At 55.7% G+C, this 16,819-nt stretch carries 23 protein-coding genes and 2 pseudogenes; 22 read left to right on the forward strand and 3 right to left on the reverse strand.

Going from position 1 to position 16,819, the window contains the following annotated elements:
• Positions 1-15: 15 nt before the first annotated feature.
• The 4 genes and pseudogenes from BLL52_RS17820 (at position 16) to BLL52_RS20490 (ending at position 2,440) form a co-directional block, all read left to right on the forward strand.
• Complete coding sequence (locus BLL52_RS17820) at positions 16-231, forward strand: DUF2283 domain-containing protein (RefSeq protein ID WP_075587964.1); 216 nt, start codon at positions 16-18, stop codon at positions 229-231.
• 217 nt (positions 232-448) lie between these two features.
• Positions 449-808 (forward strand): annotated as a pseudogene (locus tag BLL52_RS17825) (glutamine--tRNA ligase); the annotation flags it as partial.
• 57 nt (positions 809-865) lie between these two features.
• Positions 866-2,239 (forward strand): hypothetical protein, encoded by a 1,374-nt coding sequence (locus BLL52_RS17830; RefSeq protein ID WP_075587965.1) that lies wholly within the window; start codon positions 866-868, stop codon positions 2,237-2,239.
• Between the two features lie 36 nt (positions 2,240-2,275).
• A complete protein-coding gene (locus BLL52_RS20490; RefSeq protein WP_241839256.1) occupies positions 2,276-2,440 on the forward strand; it encodes a hypothetical protein in 165 nt (54 codons plus the stop codon).
• A gap of 38 nt (positions 2,441-2,478) precedes the next feature.
• On the opposite strand, the gene BLL52_RS17835 is transcribed toward BLL52_RS20490, so the two are convergent.
• Positions 2,479-4,182, reverse strand: a complete 1,704-nt coding sequence (locus BLL52_RS17835; RefSeq protein WP_075587966.1) for an IS1634 family transposase — start codon at positions 4,180-4,182, stop codon at positions 2,479-2,481.
• 180 nt (positions 4,183-4,362) lie between these two features.
• Between BLL52_RS17835 and BLL52_RS17840 the strand changes: the two genes are divergently transcribed.
• The 15 genes and pseudogenes from BLL52_RS17840 to BLL52_RS20830 all read left to right on the forward strand — a co-directional run bounded on the left by BLL52_RS17840 (position 4,363) and on the right by BLL52_RS20830 (position 12,912).
• The gene (locus BLL52_RS17840) at positions 4,363-4,710 is read left to right on the forward strand and encodes a GIY-YIG nuclease family protein (RefSeq protein ID WP_076072206.1); all 348 of its coding nucleotides are present in this window, start codon (positions 4,363-4,365) and stop codon (positions 4,708-4,710) included.
• A gap of 65 nt (positions 4,711-4,775) precedes the next feature.
• Positions 4,776-5,075 (forward strand): DUF4357 domain-containing protein, encoded by a 300-nt coding sequence (locus BLL52_RS17845; protein WP_075587968.1) that lies wholly within the window; start codon positions 4,776-4,778, stop codon positions 5,073-5,075.
• A gap of 95 nt (positions 5,076-5,170) precedes the next feature.
• Complete coding sequence (locus tag BLL52_RS17850) at positions 5,171-5,461, forward strand: nucleotidyltransferase family protein (protein ID WP_075587969.1); 291 nt, start codon at positions 5,171-5,173, stop codon at positions 5,459-5,461.
• A complete protein-coding gene (locus BLL52_RS21615; RefSeq protein WP_241839258.1) occupies positions 5,458-5,601 on the forward strand; it encodes a ribonuclease HepT family protein in 144 nt (47 codons plus the stop codon). Before BLL52_RS17850 ends, BLL52_RS21615 begins: the two co-directional genes overlap by 4 nt.
• 1 nt (position 5,602) lies before the next feature.
• Positions 5,603-5,860, forward strand: coding sequence for a HepT-like ribonuclease domain-containing protein (locus BLL52_RS21620; RefSeq protein WP_241839259.1), 258 nt, complete (start codon positions 5,603-5,605; stop codon positions 5,858-5,860).
• Between the two features lie 19 nt (positions 5,861-5,879).
• A complete protein-coding gene (locus BLL52_RS17860) occupies positions 5,880-6,050 on the forward strand; it encodes a DUF4160 domain-containing protein (RefSeq protein WP_241839261.1) in 171 nt (56 codons plus the stop codon).
• A pseudogene (locus tag BLL52_RS17865) lies at positions 6,019-6,285 on the forward strand (DUF2442 domain-containing protein). The gene BLL52_RS17860 and the pseudogene BLL52_RS17865 overlap by 32 nt, the downstream one beginning before the upstream one ends.
• Before the next feature lie 160 nt (positions 6,286-6,445).
• On the forward strand, positions 6,446-6,679 hold the full coding sequence (locus BLL52_RS17870) for an addiction module protein (RefSeq protein ID WP_075587970.1): 234 nt from the start codon (positions 6,446-6,448) through the stop codon (positions 6,677-6,679).
• On the forward strand, positions 6,676-6,978 hold the full coding sequence (locus BLL52_RS17875; protein ID WP_075587971.1) for a type II toxin-antitoxin system RelE/ParE family toxin: 303 nt from the start codon (positions 6,676-6,678) through the stop codon (positions 6,976-6,978). Before BLL52_RS17870 ends, BLL52_RS17875 begins: the two co-directional genes overlap by 4 nt.
• A gap of 2 nt (positions 6,979-6,980) precedes the next feature.
• Positions 6,981-7,859, forward strand: coding sequence for a GIY-YIG nuclease family protein (locus BLL52_RS17880; protein WP_075587972.1), 879 nt, complete (start codon positions 6,981-6,983; stop codon positions 7,857-7,859).
• A gap of 140 nt (positions 7,860-7,999) precedes the next feature.
• A complete protein-coding gene (locus tag BLL52_RS17885) occupies positions 8,000-8,341 on the forward strand; it encodes an ORF6N domain-containing protein (protein WP_075587973.1) in 342 nt (113 codons plus the stop codon).
• A 7-nt stretch (positions 8,342-8,348) separates the two neighbouring features.
• Positions 8,349-11,438, forward strand: a complete 3,090-nt coding sequence (locus BLL52_RS21625; protein WP_241839262.1) for a class I SAM-dependent DNA methyltransferase — start codon at positions 8,349-8,351, stop codon at positions 11,436-11,438.
• Positions 11,423-12,172, forward strand: coding sequence for a phospholipase D family protein (locus BLL52_RS17895; protein ID WP_075587974.1), 750 nt, complete (start codon positions 11,423-11,425; stop codon positions 12,170-12,172). Before BLL52_RS21625 ends, BLL52_RS17895 begins: the two co-directional genes overlap by 16 nt.
• A gap of 9 nt (positions 12,173-12,181) precedes the next feature.
• Complete coding sequence (locus tag BLL52_RS17900; protein WP_075587975.1) at positions 12,182-12,778, forward strand: ATPase; 597 nt, start codon at positions 12,182-12,184, stop codon at positions 12,776-12,778.
• Entirely contained in the window at positions 12,742-12,912 is a 171-nt protein-coding gene (locus BLL52_RS20830) for a hypothetical protein (protein ID WP_156876252.1), read from the forward strand. Before BLL52_RS17900 ends, BLL52_RS20830 begins: the two co-directional genes overlap by 37 nt.
• An 8-nt stretch (positions 12,913-12,920) precedes the next feature.
• Here BLL52_RS20830 and BLL52_RS17905 read toward each other — a convergent pair whose 3' ends face one another.
• Complete coding sequence (locus tag BLL52_RS17905; protein ID WP_075587976.1) at positions 12,921-13,694, reverse strand: NYN domain-containing protein; 774 nt, start codon at positions 13,692-13,694, stop codon at positions 12,921-12,923.
• Positions 13,695-13,747: 53 nt separating this feature from the next.
• On the opposite strand from BLL52_RS17905, the gene BLL52_RS17910 reads away from it, so the two are divergent.
• Positions 13,748-14,287: a DUF924 family protein gene (locus BLL52_RS17910; protein ID WP_075588049.1), complete on the forward strand. Its 540-nt coding sequence runs from the start codon at positions 13,748-13,750 to the stop codon at positions 14,285-14,287.
• A gap of 171 nt (positions 14,288-14,458) precedes the next feature.
• On the opposite strand, the gene BLL52_RS17915 is transcribed toward BLL52_RS17910, so the two are convergent.
• Positions 14,459-15,079 (reverse strand): outer membrane beta-barrel protein, encoded by a 621-nt coding sequence (locus BLL52_RS17915; protein ID WP_075587977.1) that lies wholly within the window; start codon positions 15,077-15,079, stop codon positions 14,459-14,461.
• Positions 15,080-15,408: 329 nt separating this feature from the next.
• On the opposite strand from BLL52_RS17915, the gene BLL52_RS17920 reads away from it, so the two are divergent.
• Entirely contained in the window at positions 15,409-16,464 is a 1,056-nt protein-coding gene (locus tag BLL52_RS17920) for an alkene reductase (RefSeq protein WP_075587978.1), read from the forward strand.
• 35 nt (positions 16,465-16,499) lie between these two features.
• Entirely contained in the window at positions 16,500-16,757 is a 258-nt protein-coding gene (locus BLL52_RS17925) for a hypothetical protein (RefSeq protein ID WP_075587979.1), read from the forward strand.
• The last annotated feature ends 62 nt before the right edge of the window (positions 16,758-16,819 follow it).

Raw genomic sequence — 16,819 nt, forward strand, 5'->3', positions numbered from 1 at the left:
CCGGAGGTTCTCACCATGAAAATTTCATACGACAAGGCGACAGATTCGCTTTATATCCACTTGGCCGACCGCGCCGCGGTGGACTCGGATGAAGTGAAAGACGGCGTAGTGCTCGATTTCGATGCTAACGGCGCTTTGGTAGGAATCGATGTTCAGCACGCCAGCGTGCGAGCAGATCTGAATAATCCGTCACTGTCCAAACTGCCGTTTGGGGAATTGCTGGCGGCGTGAACTGTAAGTCGATAGTGCGCGAGGTACCGCAAGACTGGCGTACCAACATCAGCTAAGCGGAAGGCGGCTCAATTCAGCTCACGCCAAAATGCTTCGTTTTGCGTAGCTGCTTGCGCATATTCCACGGGGGCTACAGCCCGTTTTAACTAGAAATCATCAAATGCACACTGTCTGGAACGAAAACAATGTCCGCACCTTCACCATGCCGCCAGCGCATGCCACCGTTGTGCCCGACACCAAGAGCGGCACCCCCGGCAGCGAGACGGTGAAGGTGAAAGCCGCCATCACCTGGGTGGGCGTGGCCAACGGCGTGCAAGCCGAAATGCGCATGTATGACCGATTGTTTTTGGACGCCCAGCCGGATGCGGGCGGCAAAGATTTCATTGAGAGCTTGAACCCGAAGAGCTTGAAAGTGGTGACGGCGATTGCTGTGCCGTCACTGGCGAATGCGACACCGGGCCAGCAGTTTCAGTTTGAAAGGCATGGGTACTTTGTGGCGGATCGGGTGGACCACGTGCAGGGGAGTAAGCCGGTGTTTAACTTGGCGGTGGGGTTGAAGGATTCGTGGGGGAAGTGAGTCCGACAAAACAATTGCGATGCCCCAAAATACTCAAGCGATTTACAAAGTACACACATGCTTCGTCTGAACCACCAATTGAAGCAAACTCGTCTTCACGTTAGCAGGACTGTCCGCTGGCTCTTCAATCAAAAAAAACTTGCCACTGAGAAGCATTTACTCAGATATATGCTTGTGGGTCTAGCTACAGCGTTTACGTTTACTTTTGGTCATTTCTATGAAACATACAAACAAGAGAAACCAGAACTAACAGCGAGCTGGGTACTCCATAAAGTTATTCAGGCAGATGAAATTGTTCTCGCAGTTGCGTATGCAGGAACTACCTTGATATCGCTACTCGTGTGCATGGGGCTATGGATGCTTCGTAGTGCGTGGAACGCCAATAAAAAAATAGAGAAATTAGGCATTTCAATTTATTCAAAACCGAATTCTGACACCAATTTATTTTTAAAAATCTCCAATGAAAATGAAATTGAGTATAAAGTAATTGGAACAATAATAGAAATTGCCAAACATCCTATTATTTCCCCAGACTTGGGTGTAAGCGGATGGGACTGTCTTGATAAAAACTCAATAAGGCTTCTACACGACTTTGGCTTACCGTACACAAAACATGATATTCAGCTAATTAAAGATATACCTAAACCAGACGGAAATAACGGAACAAAATTTTCACTAATCGAAACGCCGGTTGATTATCTAGATGCATCGAAAATTTTAGTCATTCGAGTGCACAAAACAGATTACTACACCATACAACGTTTTCAAAAATATATAAAAGATAAATCAATCAGATTTAGTCTTGGATCCATTCAACCGGAACATCATCAGATCCCGCATTCGCTCTGTTTGCACTATCTCGTCCAACTGACTGATGGCCACATTATTTGCATTCGTCGCAAGCCAAATGTTAACTACGCGCCAGATCAGATCAGCATTTCCGGCGAGGAGCAGCTTTCAAGTGATGACATCGAAGGCATTGACTCCGACAGTTCAATGGGGCATTGGTTTCGACGTGCCCTCTGCGAAGAGATATTCCCACTGCGAGCCACGAGCACAAATGAAATTGAAAAAAATTGGCAGAAGATATCCATCCATATTAATGCTCTCCGTGTTCTATCAATTTTTTATGAAGAAAATTTCGCCAACTTCTCTATTTTCGGCTTTGCTAGACTAAATTTAAACCTAGATGAGTACAAATCTATTTTTAGAGAATTATCTCGGGTTTCGCCGACTGGTAGAGACAAAGAAGGACAACTTCTTTGTCTAACGAAGATTGAAGCCAAAAACCTAATAATGACGGGAGTTGCGAAAATTAAACCCGTGTGGGGAGATGATGCGGAAGAATCTATTAAGGATGAACAGCTGCATTCCAGTTCACGGTATCGTTTGCTAGTATTTCTCCAAGCTGTTGGCGAATTGCGTGATTAGTCGGATCCGATAGACTAATCCCAAGTGCCACTTGCAATGCCGCGCCCCCAAACCATCCAAATCTCCCTGCCCGCCGGTGACCCGCGCGGCATGCGCGTGGCCGAGATCACGACGCGCATTGTTCGCGTCATTGAAGTGCCGCGCAGCCAACTGGCAGACTTCCTCAAGATGCCCGCCCGAGTTCGACAGTTAAATTTGTAACGTGTTGATTTATATAGGTGCGCCCCGCGCGTGTGCCACTACAAAAGGGTCAACTGGGCGGGAAGGGTCGGTTTCTTGATCGTCAGTGCTTGCAAAATCTCCGCGTGTTCGTGGTTGATGCTTGAGAGCGCGGCAATGGGCTCCAAATCATTGACCTTCACCACCTGATGCTGAATGCGGCGCAACTTGTCGAGTGCGCGCTCTGGTGATATCTTGGTGTTGCTGTCTCTGAGACGGCTGCGCATGACCCGGTACAGAATCAGCGCCATAAAGCTAATGGTCGCATGGGCGTGAATCCGATCGGGCAGGCGGTGGTAAATCGGCCCAATCTCGATCTCAGACTTCATCACCCGAAACCCGCGCTCAATGTCAGCCAATGACCTATAGCGCTTGATCACCTCCTCGGGCGTGAAGTCTGGCGCATTGGTCACCAACAGCAGCTTGCCGTCCATCATCTTGGCGTGCTTCAAAGCCCGTTCATCAATGTCGTAGGTGAAGAGCTCACTCTTGAGGTTCACCTTCACAATCCGCGCCAAATGGGCCTCGCACACCTCGCGGTAAAACTTGGCTCGTGCCCCGCCATCAGAGAGCTTGCGACCAGGTTTTTTCTTACCCGCATCCTGATCATTGAGCTTGCCCACCCACAGATCGGCTTGCGCTTTCAACTCGTTAATGCGTTTGTCACGCTTGGCACCCGCATCCAACGACACCTGTGGATCATGGGCAATGATCAAGCGCAGCTTGTTCCAAGCGGCCTCACCCAGAATTTCTTCTTTGGCGGGTAAACACTGCTTTGTATGAAACGGCTCCAGCAGCTCAACGAAGTCCCCATAACGCCTGCCCGGTACGGCCAGAATGAATTCGAGCTTGTTGCCCCCAGGCAAAACAATTTCCTGCAAATCAGCCAAGTTCTCTGTGGATAGCAAGCCCCGGTCGGCCACCGCAATGACGCGTTTGATGGGAAAGCGCGCCACGATCTTCTCGATCACACCCTTGATCGTGGTCACCTCCGCCGTGTTGCCGTCAAACACCTCGTGGTACAGAGGCAAACCCTCTGAGGTCTGTACGACTCCGAGCATGACCTGGCGCTCAACCACGCCTACTTTGGCCATGCCATAGTGGCGCAAGTCCCCTTCCTGCTCAGACAGACCGGCAGCCCGAATGGTCGTCATGTCATAAAACACCATGGCCAGGTCTTGATCAACCAGGGGGCGCAGCAAGCTGGCCATCACGTTATCAACCTCTGCCTTGTGATCGACCAGTGCATCCATGGCGCGCAGCAGGTGCTGATGGTCAATCGATTCCAGTGACGTTCCCGGCAAAGCCACCGTTTCCAACCAGCGCAGCACGCCCAGCTTGGAGTCAGGATCACACAGGCGGTTGAACACCATGACCCGGATCAGGGCTTCAACGTCAATGCGGTGGCGGGTGTGGTGAAACACACCGCGCAGGCCATCAAAACCCAAAGCGTTCCACAGTTCGGTGAGTGTGTAGACATCACCAAAATCACGGGCGGCCTCAAAGCTGAGAACGGGTGGTGTTGCCGGTGCAAGCGCTGCAGGGGTTTGCCCCGTGACACGCTGCAAGCCGGCAATGACGGAATTGAGCTCGGTGTTTAACTGGTCGATGCGACCCAGCGATGCAATAGTGCGTTGTTTGGGTCTACCGGTGGATGCATCACGGTACGCCTCGACGAGCTGGACGTAGCGATTAGGACCGCGGCGGGTGACTTTGATAAACACGCCACTACTCTATCACAGGACATGGCTAGCAAATTTACAAATAAATCGTTAATCGCGCCATTACACAAATGAATTTTTAGAGAAGAAAACTGTTGATTTCACTGGGGATTGAGGTGACGGGGGGCAAATAGCTGTCGAACCCGGGTGCCCGAGGCGCAGCAAGTAGGTGTGTATTTCTTGATGGGCGAATTGTCCGAGGCCGGACTGCCGCGCGCCTACATCGGGCAGTCCGGCAACGTGGGCAACCGGCTGGTGCAGCACAACCAAGGCAACAACCAGAACAAAGACTTCTGGGACCGCGCTCTGGTGGTCATCTCCCTCACCAACAGCATGACGCAAACGCACGCGCTGTTTCTGGAGTGGTTCGCCATCGCAGAGGCCACCAAGGCCGGGCGCTACAGCCTGGAGAACGGCAACACCGGCTCGCAGCCCAACACCCCCGCGCCGCTGCAAGCCCACACCACGAGATCCACGAGACCACCGCCACCCTGCTGGCCACGCTGGGCCAGCCCATTTTTGAACCGCTGACCAACGCCCCCACTGCCAAGGGCGAGGCAGAGCTGTTCTATTGCAAAGGCTCTGGCGCCGATGGCGTGGGCGAATACACCACCGAAGGGTTTGTGGTGCTCAAGGGCTCCAAAGGCCGCGTTGAAAACGTAGCCTCCATTCAAGGCACATCCAACGTGCAGACTCGCGAGTCGCTGGTGAACGATGGCGTGATGGCCCCGCAAGACGGCCTGTACGTCTTCACCCGCAACCACCTCTTCCCCAGCCCCAGCCAGGCCGCCATGGCGCTGATGGGCCGCTCTGCCAACGGCTGGGTGGAGTGGAAGGCCGCCAATGGCAAGACGCTGGATGAATTAAAGCGGCAGGCAGTGGCTGTGGTCGGCTGACGATCTGCTACGTTTGTAGTAGCTGCCTGCGCATATTCGGCGAGGGCTAGAGGTCTATTTGACACATAAACCGTGGCCAGCGGTAAACTTGCCCCATGCGCCCCTCAGAAGCCCTATTGCTACACCGCACGCAAATCCGCGAGATTGCGCTGCGCCACCGCGTCACCGGTGTGCGGGTGTTTGGCTCTGCGCTGCGCGGTGACGACACCGCAGATAGCGACCTGGACCTGTTGGTAGAGCCCACAGCGCAAACCACCCTCATGGATATTGGCGCCATCCGGTTTGAGTTGAAGCAGCTTCTTGGTATGGATGTGGATGTGCTCACCCCCAACGGCTTACCCGGCAGCTTTCGCGAGCAGGTGCTGCGCGAGGCCGTGGCCGTATGAACCGAGCAGACCCGCTTCGCATTCCTGACTACTTGCGGCACATTCTGGAAGCCGTAAACAACATTCAGGTCTATACCGCAGGCTCTGACCTCGCCGGATTCATGGCGGACCGAAAAACACAAGACGCCGTGATTCGTTGAAGTGATTGGCGAGGCGTGCAACAACGTCACAAAGAATCATCCCGACTTTGCCGGGCAACACGCCGCCGTGCCATGGGGTTTTGCCTACGAAATGCGCAACGCCTTGGCCCATGGCTATTTCAATGTGGATTTGGCGATCGTCTGGCAAACTATCCAGAACGACTTGCCCGCACTCAAGGCTCAAGTCGTTTTACTGGACTGGTCCTATGCCTGTCGTATTCCGCTACTGATCGTTCCGGTTTTTCTTCCACTCCAATGAAGGGAACCCGCGCGAGGCAATGCATATCCATGTAAGAGGCCCCGAGGGTGAAGCTAAATTTTCGCTCACACCGACGGTGTATCTCGCTGACAGTGACGGATTCGATGCACGGACGCTGCGCGAACTGCGTGACGCAGTAGTTGCCAACCAAGAACTGATTGAGAGGACCTGGAACGAACACTTCGCCTAAAGCGGTTCGATTCGATGACGACACCTTGTGGGTCAGCCTCTGCGACGGTCGCACCATTGCCGCACCACTTGCCTGGTTTCCACGCCTGCTGGATGCAGCGCCTGAGTAGCGCGCGCAGGTAGAACTTAGCAAAGGCGGCCTGCACTGGGAGGCCCTGGATGAAGATATATCCGTGGCGGGCCTATTGGCCGGGCAACCCGATCTGTCGCGGCGCGCAAGCCACTTGCCCGTCTGAGCAGATAGGTCGCGCTACCTTTTTTAGTAGCTGCGTACGCATATTCGGCGGGGGCTAGAGGCCTATTTCATGTGGATTTCTGTGATTGATTAGGGCCAGGGTCCGTTCTGCTGGCGGTATAGTTGTATTTAGACCACCACGTCCCATTTTGGAGCCCACCATGAACCCAACCGCAGAAACCCTCAGCGCCCAAGCTGTGCGGTTGCCGCCCGATGAACGCATGGCGCTGGTGGAGCGAATCTTGGACAGCCTTGACGAACCCGATGCGTCTCTGAATGCGCTATGGGCCAAAGAGGCCGATGACCGGCTAGCTGCGTACCGCAGTGGCGAAATTCGTGCGCTGGCGTTGTCCGACGTGATTGCCAAATACCAAGTTACCAATAAGCCCGCATGAGCGTTCGCCTGCTGGAGCCAGCCCAGGCTGAATTGGACGAAGCCATCGGCTGGTATGCAGAGCAAGCGCCAGGCTTGGGAGATGCGTTTCTGCTGGAGACCTTAAAAGTTTTGAAGCTGATTGAGCAATTCCCACAGGCCTGGCATCCACTCACGCTTGAGATTCGACGCTGCCGCCTCAAGCGCTTTCCCTACAGCGTGGTTTACACGCTAGACGCAGCGGACATACTGGTCCTCGCGGTGGCTCACCAGCATCGCAAGCCCAGCTACTGGCGCAATCGCATCTTGCCCAGCCATTGACCATGCGCCCCCAAACCATCCAAATCTTCCTCCCCTTTGGCGACCCGCGCGGTATGCGTGTGGCCGAGATCACGACGCGCATTGTTCGAGTCATCGAAGTGCCGCGCAGCCAGTTGGCAGACTTCCTCAAGATGCCAGAGGCGTTGCAGGTGGGCGTGTATTTCTTGATGGGCGAACTGTCGGACGCCGGATTGCCGCGCGCCTACATCGGGCAGTCTGGCAACGTGGGCAACCGGCTGGTGCAGCACAACCACGGCAACGATCGCGGCAAAGACTTCTGGAACCGCGCGCTGGTCGTGATTTCGCTCACCAACAGCATGACGCAAACGCACGCGCTGTTTCTGGAATGGTTTGCTATTGCTGAGGCCGCCAAAGCCGGGCGCTACAGCCTGGAAAACAGCAACACCGGTTCGCAACCCTACACACCTGCGCCTTTGCTGGCCGACTGCCACGAAATTCATGAAACCGCAGCCACCCTGCTGGCCACGCTGGGCCAACCCATTTTTGAGCCGCTGAGGAACGCAACCACTGTTCCAAGTGAGAAAGAGCTGTTCTATTGCAAAGGCTCGGGTGCAGACGGCACTGGCGAATACACAACAGAAGGCTTTGTGGTGCTCAAAGGGTCGCGCGGGCGCGCTGAAAACGTGGCGTCCATTCAAGGCACGTCGAACGAGCGTCTGCGCGAACTATTGGTGAAAGAAGGCGTGATGACCGTACAAAACGGTTTGTACGTCTTTACCCGCGACCATCTTTTCCCAAGCCCCAGCACGGCCGCCATGGCGGTCATGGGGCGTTCTGCCAATGGTTGGGTGGAGTGGAAAGCCGCTAACGGCAAAACACTGGACGAGGTGAAGCGGCAGTCGGTTACCGTGGCAGGCTGATAGTTACTACGCTTTTTATAGCTGCTTGCGCATATTCTACGGGGGCTAGAGGCGAATTTGTTATAAATAACTCATTAGAATCACTCTCCGGATAGTCAGTCAAAATCAAAACAAAAGATTGAAAAAGAAGAAGAAAAACCATGACAACACAAAGCAACACCCTGCCAGTGGTCATCAAAGCAGCCCAAGCGCCGCAAATACTTGGCAGCCGCATTCTTGAAGTTCGTGGTCAGCGCGTGCGGCTGGACTCCGACTTGGCGGATCTCTATGAGGTGGACACCAAGCGGCTCAACGAGCAAGTCAAGCGCAATGCGGAGCGCTTTCCGGCCGATTTCATGTTCCAACTGTCATCCGAAGAGTTTGCAGACTTGAAGTCGCAATTTGCGACTTCAAGTTGGGGCGGTTGGCGAACGCGGCCCTATGCGTTCACCGAGCATGGGGCCATCATGGCCGCCAGCACCACAAAGACACACAAAAGTTGATTGCACCATGCCCATCTCCTGGAACGAAATCAAATCCCGCGCGCACGCGTTCAGCCGCACCTGGGTTGACGCGGCCAATGAAGACAGCCAGGGCAAGCCGTTCTGGATCGACTTCTTCGAAATCTTCGGCATCACCAACAAGCGCGTGGCCACCTTTGAGCACGCCGTCAAAAAGCTGCTGGGGGAGAAAGCCCGCGTAGACGGCTTTGTTGACCTGTTCTGGCCCGGCATGCTTCTGGTGGAGCAAAAGTCGCGCGGCAAAAATCTGGACGCCGCGTTGACACAGGCGCTGTCTTACTTTCCCGGCATTGCCGAGCGCGACCTGCCGCAGATCATCATCGTGTGCGACTTTGCCCGGTTTCGGGTGCACCGCCTGGCAACCGGCGAAACGGTTGAATTCGCGCTCAAAGACCTGCACAAGCACATCAAGATTTTTGGTTTTGTGGCGGGATACAAAGCGCTTGAAATCAAGCCGCAAGACCCGGTCAACATCAAGGCCGCCTTCGCACTAGGCCGCCTGCACGACGCACTCAAGGCCAGCGGCTACACCGACCACCCGCTCGAAGTGCTGTTGGTGCGCCTGCTGTTTTGCCTGTTTGCCGACGACACCGGCATCTTTCAACCGGCACAGGCGTTTCGCGCTTTTATTGAGGAGCGCACCGCCACCGACGGCTCCGACCTGGGTTCGCGGCTGGGGCAACTGTTTCAGATACTGAACACCGCCGACGGCGCGGGCAGCGTTGGCAACCATGAGAACAAACGCAGCAAGGCACTCGACGAGCAAGTGGCTGCCTTCCCGTATGTGAACGGCAAGCTGTTTGACGAGCCGCTGCCCATGGCCGACTTCAGCGCCGCCATGCGCGAGGCGCTGCTGGACGCCTGCGCGCTCGACTGGTCGGCCATCAGCCCGGCCATTTTCGGCAGCCTGTTTCAGAGCATCATGGACGACAAGGCGCGGCGCAACCTGGGCGCGCATTACACGTCGGAGGAAAACATCCTCAAGCTGATCAAGCCGCTGTTTCTGGACGAGTTGTGGGCCGAATTTGGCAAGGTCAAGAGCAACAAAAACCGGCTGTTTGAGTTTCACAAAAAGCTGCGCACGCTCACGTTTTTTGACCCGGCCTGCGGCTGCGGGAATTTTCTGGTGATCAGCTACCGCGAGCTGCGTCTGCTGGAGCTGGAGGTGCTGCGCGCCAGCAACACCGCTGGTCAGTTGTCGGTGGACGTGCACCAGCTCATTGGCGTCAATGTTGATCAGTTTTATGGCATTGAGATTGAAGAGTTCCCAGCCCAGATTGCACAGGTCGCCCTGTGGCTGATGGACCACCAGATGAATCTGCGGGTGAGCGAGGAGTTTGGTTTGTACTTTGCCCGCATTCCGCTGCGCACCACGCCGCATGTGGTTCATGGGAATGCTTTGCGGCTGGATTGGAATGAGGTGTTGCCGGTGGAGAGGTGCAGTTATGTGCTGGGGAATCCGCCGTTTATCGGAAAGAAAGAACAGTCGGTAGCGCAAAAGGCAGACTTTGCCCCGGTCATGACCGCCGTCCATGGGGCTGGGGTTTTGGACTTCGTTTCTGCCTGGTATGTAAAGGCAACGCAATATGTTCGTGGCGACGCTCCGGCGCGAGCGCGGCAGATGCCGGGGGCTCATACGCTTCGCTTTTTGAAATCGCCCCCAACATCCGCCCCGCCCACGCCTCACTGGACGGATGAGGCGCAGGCAAATGGGGGTCAGATTCCAATTTCGGGCACAAACGCAGGCAAAACCACAGTCGCCACCACGAATTTGGGCTCTGACCCCTATTTGCCGGACCACATCCCCATCACGCGCTGCGCCTTTGTTTCAACCAACAGCATCACGCAGGGCGAACAGGTGGGCGTGTTGTGGGGCTGGATGCTGGCGCAGCACATGCACATCCACTTTGCCCACCGCACCTTCAGCTGGAGCAACGAGGCTTCCGGCAAAGCCGCCGTGCACTGCGTGATCATCGGTTTTGGCTTGGAAGACCGGCCCGGCAAGATGATTTACGAGTACGACGACGTTCGAGGCAAGCCACATGCAGTGACAGTTGGCAACATCTCGCCCTATCTGACCGACACGCCATCAGTGGTCGTTTGCAAACGAGCCACCCCAATCTGTCCGGCGCCGGAAATCGTCTTTGGCAGCAAAGCAGTTGATTTTGGCCATTTCATCTTGGAAGAGGCCGAGCTAGACGGATTCCTCAAGAAGGAGCCACAGGCAAAGCCGTATATCCGCGAGTACATCGGTGGCGAAGAATTTCTTAACGGTACCAAGCGCTTTTGTTTGTGGCTTAAAGACATTCCGCCCGGCCAACTCCGCGCGATGCCAGAGGTCTTAAAGCGCGTTGAAGCTGTCAAGGCTGAACGCTTGAAAAGCGTCAAGGCACCCACCCGCGAACTCGCAAAAACGCCATCTGAGTTTGGTGAAAACCGCCAGCCTTCAACACCCTATTTACTCATCCCCAAGGTCAGCTCGGAAAACCGCGACTACGTGCCGCTGGGTTTTTTCGGGCCCGAAGTCATCATCAACCCATCCGTATTGGTGGTACCGCAAGCAGGTTTGCTGGAGTTGGGTGTTCTGCAGTCTGCTATGCATATGGCCTGGATGAGAGCGACCGCAGGACGAATGAAGAGCGACTATCAGTACTCTGCCCAAATCGTCTACAACAACTTCCCCTGGCCCGATCTCCCAAAAACTTCAGAGCAAAATCAGCCTCCAGCCCCCGTCCATAAAGCGCAGGCAGCTATCGAAACAGCAGCACAAGCCGTGCTCGATGCCCGCGCCCAGTTCCAGACCGGCGAGCATCCCGCCTCGCTGGCCGATCTGTACGACCCGCTCACCATGCCGTCGGTCTTGCTCAAAGCCCACCAAAAACTCGACGCCGCCGTGGACGCGGCCTACGCCTCAAGCGGCGGCAAAAAGACCTGGAAGAGCGACGCCGAGCGCGTGGCTTATCTGTTTGAGCTGTACCAGCGCTACACCAGCCTGCTGCCTGTCACCGCGGCAAAGCCGAAGCGAAAATCCAAAAACGTCATTAGAAATAGGGAGAAAAATGAATGGCCAAGTTTCTAACCACCACCGGCACCAACTACCACCTTGAGGAATTGATCAAAGGCGCCTCAGACCGCTTGATCTTGATCAGCCCATTCCTCAAACTCAATGACCGCATGAAAGAGCTTCTGGCGGACAAGAACCGCCTGAAGATTGACGTGCGCATCGTCTACGGCAAGAGTGAATTGCAGCCGCAAGAAATTGAATGGTTGCGCGGCCTGACCTACATCCGCACCAGTTTTTGCAAGAACCTGCACGCCAAGTGCTACATGAACGAAGAGATGTGCATCGTGACCAGCCTGAACCTGTATGAGTTCAGCCAGGTCAACAATAACGAGATGGGCATCCTGATTCAGCGCAGCGAAGACGGCCAGTTGTACAAGGACGCTTATGAAGAGGCGCAGCGCATCATCCGCATCAGTGATGAGGTGCGCATTTCTCTGGAGCGCGTGACCAGCGAGACGGCCCCCGCCAACAAAGATGATGACAAGGGAACGGAACACACCAGCGCAACAGCAACCGCGACCGCCACAGCCCCCGCGACCTCGGACAAGCTGACAACCTCCAAAATGGGGCAACGGCTGGGTTTCAAGACGGCACAGTTTTTGGAGCGCGCCACTGAGTTGGGTTATCTGGTGGCCGATGCCGACAAACACAGCATCACGCCAAAAGGGGAACAAGCTGGCGTGGAGTTTGTTGCCAAGTCACGCTTTGGCCCGTACTTTTTGTGGCCGCAGGATTTTCAGTTGGTGTGATCAGCAGCCATGCCCAACGCATCAAAACCAGCACCTCGCGTCGTGATCTTTGCCGGCCCCAATGGCGCAGGCAAATCCACATATGCAGATGCCATTCTTGCAGCGCTGGGCATCAAGACCTTCGTCAACGCCGATTACATTGCGCGCGGCCTGTCAGGCCGTAATACAGATGCGGTGGCATTTGAGGCTGGGCGCATCATGCTCAATCGTTTACATCAGTTGGGGGAGGCCAAAGCTGATTTCGCTTTTGAATCAACGCTTTCGAGCCGGACATTTGCTGCGTTTATCACCAAGCTGAAGCAACAGGGCTATGCGATCGTCATCTACTACTTTTCATTGGCCAATGCCCAATTGGCCATTCGACGTGTCAAGCTGCGGGTGTCACTTGGCGGTCATGATGTGCCTACGGATGTCGTTCGGCGGCGATTTGCCCGAAGTCTGAACAACTTCTTTAACCTTTACATGCCGCTGGCCGATGAATGGACCCTGTTTGATAATTCCGCGCTACCCCATGCGCGCACAGTCGCCGCAAAGCTCAATGACAAACTCACTGTGACGGAAACCGCAACATGGCACAAACTGCAAAAACCAAGCCCAATAGGCTAACGCCCTCCCCCAAGGCCCTGCAAAAAGCTTTAGAACAGTCTGCCAAACAAGCTCAACGCCTGGCCGATGCCTTTGGTGTTGTGGTGCCGACCATCAAGCCGAAAACAACCCACAGCGCCCGCGCAACAAGTTGACGGCTGTGCTATCCCGCTTTGGCCGAAGTTGCCTTGCAGCGCACATGCAAATGCACGTTGGTTGAGCCGTCACCGATAGGAACTTCCTTAATTTCCAAGTAGTCCTGCTTACGCATCAGCTTGCCCAGTTGGGCAAAGCCGTAGTTACGCGGGTCAAACGACGGGTTATTTTTGTTCATTTGGCTACCAACCGGCCCCAATGGTGCCCAACCATCATCCCGTGCCACTGCATCCACTGCCGTTTCGATCATAGGTCGCAGTGCTGGCAGCTCAGCAGTCTCCACGACTGGCTTCGCGTTCGTTGAGGCGGGCATCGCTTCTGCTTTAGGCTCTTGCGGCTTGGTACGCAAAATTTCCGTGTAGATGAACTTGTCACATGCCGCCACAAAAGGCTCGGGTGTTTTGCGCTCGCCAAAGCCATACACCAACAGCCCTGCCTCGCGGATGCGGGTGGCCAGGCGGGTGAAATCGCTGTCGCTGCTGACTAGGCAAAAGCCGTCGACCGCGTTGTCGTGCAGCACGTCCATGGCGTCAATGATGAGCGCGGAGTCGGTGGCGTTTTTGCCGGTGGTGTAGCTGAACTGCTGGATGGGCTGAATCGCCATTTTGTGCAACACGTCTTTCCAACCCCTGAGGTTGGTTGTGGTCCAGTCGCCATAGGCGCGCTTGATGGTGGCCGTGCCGTAGCGCGAAACCTCGGCCAACAGCTCTTGGATGACTGCCGCCTGTGCGTTGTCGGCGTCGATCAAGACGGCGAGTTTTGGGTTGGTGTTGGCTGCCATGGTGTGTGAAATTTGTGTTTGACGGGATGTTACAGCGCGTTATCCTCAACACCATGCAACCCACCAACATCCTCCACTTCTGGTTCAACGACCTAACCCCCAAGCAGCACTTCGTCAAAGACGCCGCGCTGGACGACACCATCCGCACGCGCTTCTGTACCACGCTGGAGGCTGCAGCACGCTGCGAGTTGTCTGCCTGGCGCGCCACGCCCGCGGGGCGGCTGGCAGAGATCGTGGTGTTAGACCAGTTCTCGCGCAATGTGTACCGCGACACGCCGCGTGCCTTTGCGCAGGACGCGATGGCGCTGGCGCTGGCGCAAGAGCTGGTGGCCAGCGGGCAAGATCGCAGTCTGCCGCTGGCGCAGCGTCCTTTTGTCTACCTGCCCTATATGCACAGCGAGTCCGCGCTGATACATACACAAGCAGTTGCGCTGTTTTCTCAAGCAGGCCTGGAAGACAACTTGCGTTTTGAGCTGCACCACAAAGAGATGATCGACCGCTTTGGCCGCTACCCGCACCGCAACGCCATGCTGGGCCGCACCTCCAGCGCCGAAGAGCTGGTTTTCCTGAGCGAGCCAGGGCCTTCGTATTAGCTTGGTACCTTGAAATTGCTGCGTATTTTGTAGCTACTAGCGCTTATTACTTAAGGGCTAGAGGCCAATTTAGCTAAAAAATGATGAGGGCCACACCAGCGATTAGATGCGGGTGTAGCCCATCAGTAAAGGTGAGAAATCGGGCCAGCTTGGACTGACCCGATTTACCCATCAATAGCTGTAACGCACACCCAAGGTGGCCAGACTCACGCGGTCTTTGTTGCCGCCGGCAAACCGCAGCTTGTGTGATTCAACTTGCACCACCGCAGACCACTTCGGGGTGAAGGCGTATTCCGCGCCAATACCGTAGGACAGATCAAACCCGTTGTCCGAACCGGTTGCGATTCCTGAGAGCGGGTTAGCAGTGGTGTCGGTATCACTGTAGGTGGTGCCAATCTTGCCCAACAAGTTGAATTGAGGCGACAACGGGAATTTACCCACCAAGCTCAGGTTGATGCCACGGGCCTTGGTCCTGCCGCCAGCGCGGTCGATGCTGCCAAAGTCGGTGTAGCCAATTTCCATGCCCAGGTTGTCATTGAAATAGCTGCCAATGTGGGCGCTGTAGGAGGTGTCGCCGTCATCCGAGGTGAAGGGAAGAAGGCCGTTGCCCACGGAAAAGTCGGATTGACCGGCATTCAGGTCAAAGTAGCTGCCGCCCGCGCCGTACGAAAAGCCGGTGTTCGCGCGGGCGTTGGTGTTTGTCGTGGTGCTTTGGGCTTGTGCCACACCCGCCAGGGCGAAAGATGCTGCCACAGCCAACAGGCTGGCCGTGTTACGAAATGATTTTTTCATTAAAGGTCCTTTGCGTTACGTGATTACCACGGCTCAACGCCATGGCAGGGCGTCACAAACAAAGACTTGTTTGCAAACGTCTGATAAGCATAAGGTGCGCCCTAAAAGAGGTCTGTTCGTTTGCACACTTAACACCCACCATGCACGCCTTGGGCATCAAATTTGCTGCGTATTTTGTAGCAACTTGCGCTTATTCTATAAGGGCTAGAGGTCAATTTCTTATATATTTTTCACGCAAGTGTCTAGCGCAAAAAGCATTTACCGGGCATGCCACGTGAATCCGCTGAGGTGCTATGGTTCGCTCTTTTCTACCCACCGGACACTTACCCATGCTTTTTAATCCCCTACAAGTTGGCCGCCTCACGCTTGCCAACCGGATCCTGCTCGCACCGCTCACCCGCACCCGAGCTGGCATGGAACACCTGCCCAACGACCTGATGGCCGAGTACTACGCCCAGCGCGCCACCGGTGGCCTCTTGATTACTGAGTGCACCATGGTGCTGCCCAACACGTCGGCCTTTGTCGCCGAGCCTGGCATTTATTCAGCAGAGCAGATTGAAGGCTGGAAGAAAACCACCTCTGCCGTGCACGCCAAGGGTGGGCGCATCTTCCTGCAAATCTGGCACGGCGGGCGCGCTGCGCACCCTGACATGAATGCTGGTCAGGCCAGCGTGTCGTCCACCGCGGTGCCGATTGAAGGCGATGTCCACACCCCAAACGGCAAGGTGCCCAATGCGCCCGCCCATGTGCTGACTGAGGCTGAAATTCCCACCATCGTGGCCGCCTTTGTCCAGGGTGCCAAAAACGCCATCGAGGCCGGCTTTGACGGCGTGGAAGTGCACGGTGCCAACGGCTACCTGATCGACCAGTTCTTGCGCGACGGCGTGAACCAGCGCACTGACGGCTACGGCGGTTCGATGGAAAAGCGCGCCCGCTTGCTGTTTGAAGTGCTGACCGCCGTGACCGCCGCCATTGGCGCTGACCGCGTCGGCGTGCGCCTGTCGCCACTGAACAGCTACAACAGCATGATCGACAGCGACCCGATCGCGCTGACCCGCTTCCTGGCGGACAGGCTCAACGCCTTCAATCTGGCCTACCTGCACCTGATGCGTGCTGACTTTTTTGGCGTGCAAAAGGCAGATGTGATACCCGTTGCCCGTGAAAAATACACCGGCGTGCTGATCGGCAACATGGGCTACACGCCCGAAGAAGCCGAGCAAGCCATCAAGGACTGCGCATTGGACGCGGTAGCCTTTGGCACCCCCTTCCTCGCCAACCCCGACCTGCCCGCACGCATCAAGGCCGGTGCTGCGCTCAATAGCCCCGACGCCAGCACCTTCTACACCCCAGGTGCCAAGGGCTACACCGACTACCCCACGCTGTAAAACCGGCAATTTAAGCTGCGTCGAAAGTCAATTAAGTGCCAAGCGCGCTCACCCTGAAGCCCGTCAACGCCAATGTGCACAGCGTGCACTTGGCGGACGGCGCACACGCGGGCAACCTCAAACGGGTGGGCGCGGTGTGGAAGTTCAAGGCCGTCGGCTACGACCCAAACGGTGCCGTCGAGCCCGGTGGCGGCCCGCTGACAAACCAGCACAACCTGGTTTTTGCGCAGCCAGATGCAGCAGAGGTGAGTGCGTGTCTGTTGGCAAGTTACACTGAAATGCTACGTAGTTAGTAGCTGCTTGCGCACATACCACGGGGGCTGCAAGCGTATTTGTTTGATAACTTCGGCAACCA

The organism is Rhodoferax antarcticus ANT.BR (assembly GCF_001938565.1).
Lineage (GTDB): Bacteria > Pseudomonadota > Gammaproteobacteria > Burkholderiales > Burkholderiaceae_C > Rhodoferax > Rhodoferax antarcticus.

Excerpts from the sequence above, each read along its gene's own strand:
- BLL52_RS17820 (WP_075587964.1), top strand. The coding sequence starts at position 16 with ATGAAAATTTCATACGACAAGGCGACAGATTCGCTTTATATCCACTTG.
- BLL52_RS17830 (WP_075587965.1), top strand. The coding sequence starts at position 866 with ATGCTTCGTCTGAACCACCAATTGAAGCAAACTCGTCTTCACGTTAGC.
- BLL52_RS20490 (WP_241839256.1), top strand. The coding sequence starts at position 2,276 with ATGCCGCGCCCCCAAACCATCCAAATCTCCCTGCCCGCCGGTGACCCG.
- BLL52_RS17840 (WP_076072206.1), top strand. The coding sequence starts at position 4,363 with ATGGGCGAATTGTCCGAGGCCGGACTGCCGCGCGCCTACATCGGGCAG.
- BLL52_RS17850 (WP_075587969.1), top strand. The coding sequence starts at position 5,171 with ATGCGCCCCTCAGAAGCCCTATTGCTACACCGCACGCAAATCCGCGAG.
- BLL52_RS21615 (WP_241839258.1), top strand. The coding sequence starts at position 5,458 with ATGAACCGAGCAGACCCGCTTCGCATTCCTGACTACTTGCGGCACATT.
- BLL52_RS17860 (WP_241839261.1), top strand. The coding sequence starts at position 5,880 with ATGCATATCCATGTAAGAGGCCCCGAGGGTGAAGCTAAATTTTCGCTC.
- BLL52_RS17870 (WP_075587970.1), top strand. The coding sequence starts at position 6,446 with ATGAACCCAACCGCAGAAACCCTCAGCGCCCAAGCTGTGCGGTTGCCG.
- BLL52_RS17875 (WP_075587971.1), top strand. The coding sequence starts at position 6,676 with ATGAGCGTTCGCCTGCTGGAGCCAGCCCAGGCTGAATTGGACGAAGCC.
- BLL52_RS17880 (WP_075587972.1), top strand. The coding sequence starts at position 6,981 with ATGCGCCCCCAAACCATCCAAATCTTCCTCCCCTTTGGCGACCCGCGC.
- BLL52_RS17885 (WP_075587973.1), top strand. The coding sequence starts at position 8,000 with ATGACAACACAAAGCAACACCCTGCCAGTGGTCATCAAAGCAGCCCAA.
- BLL52_RS21625 (WP_241839262.1), top strand. The coding sequence starts at position 8,349 with ATGCCCATCTCCTGGAACGAAATCAAATCCCGCGCGCACGCGTTCAGC.
- BLL52_RS17895 (WP_075587974.1), top strand. The coding sequence starts at position 11,423 with ATGGCCAAGTTTCTAACCACCACCGGCACCAACTACCACCTTGAGGAA.
- BLL52_RS17900 (WP_075587975.1), top strand. The coding sequence starts at position 12,182 with ATGCCCAACGCATCAAAACCAGCACCTCGCGTCGTGATCTTTGCCGGC.
- BLL52_RS20830 (WP_156876252.1), top strand. The coding sequence starts at position 12,742 with ATGGCACAAACTGCAAAAACCAAGCCCAATAGGCTAACGCCCTCCCCC.
- BLL52_RS17905 (WP_075587976.1), bottom strand. The coding sequence starts at position 13,694 with ATGGCAGCCAACACCAACCCAAAACTCGCCGTCTTGATCGACGCCGAC.
- BLL52_RS17910 (WP_075588049.1), top strand. The coding sequence starts at position 13,748 with ATGCAACCCACCAACATCCTCCACTTCTGGTTCAACGACCTAACCCCC.
- BLL52_RS17915 (WP_075587977.1), bottom strand. The coding sequence starts at position 15,079 with ATGAAAAAATCATTTCGTAACACGGCCAGCCTGTTGGCTGTGGCAGCA.
- BLL52_RS17920 (WP_075587978.1), top strand. The coding sequence starts at position 15,409 with ATGCTTTTTAATCCCCTACAAGTTGGCCGCCTCACGCTTGCCAACCGG.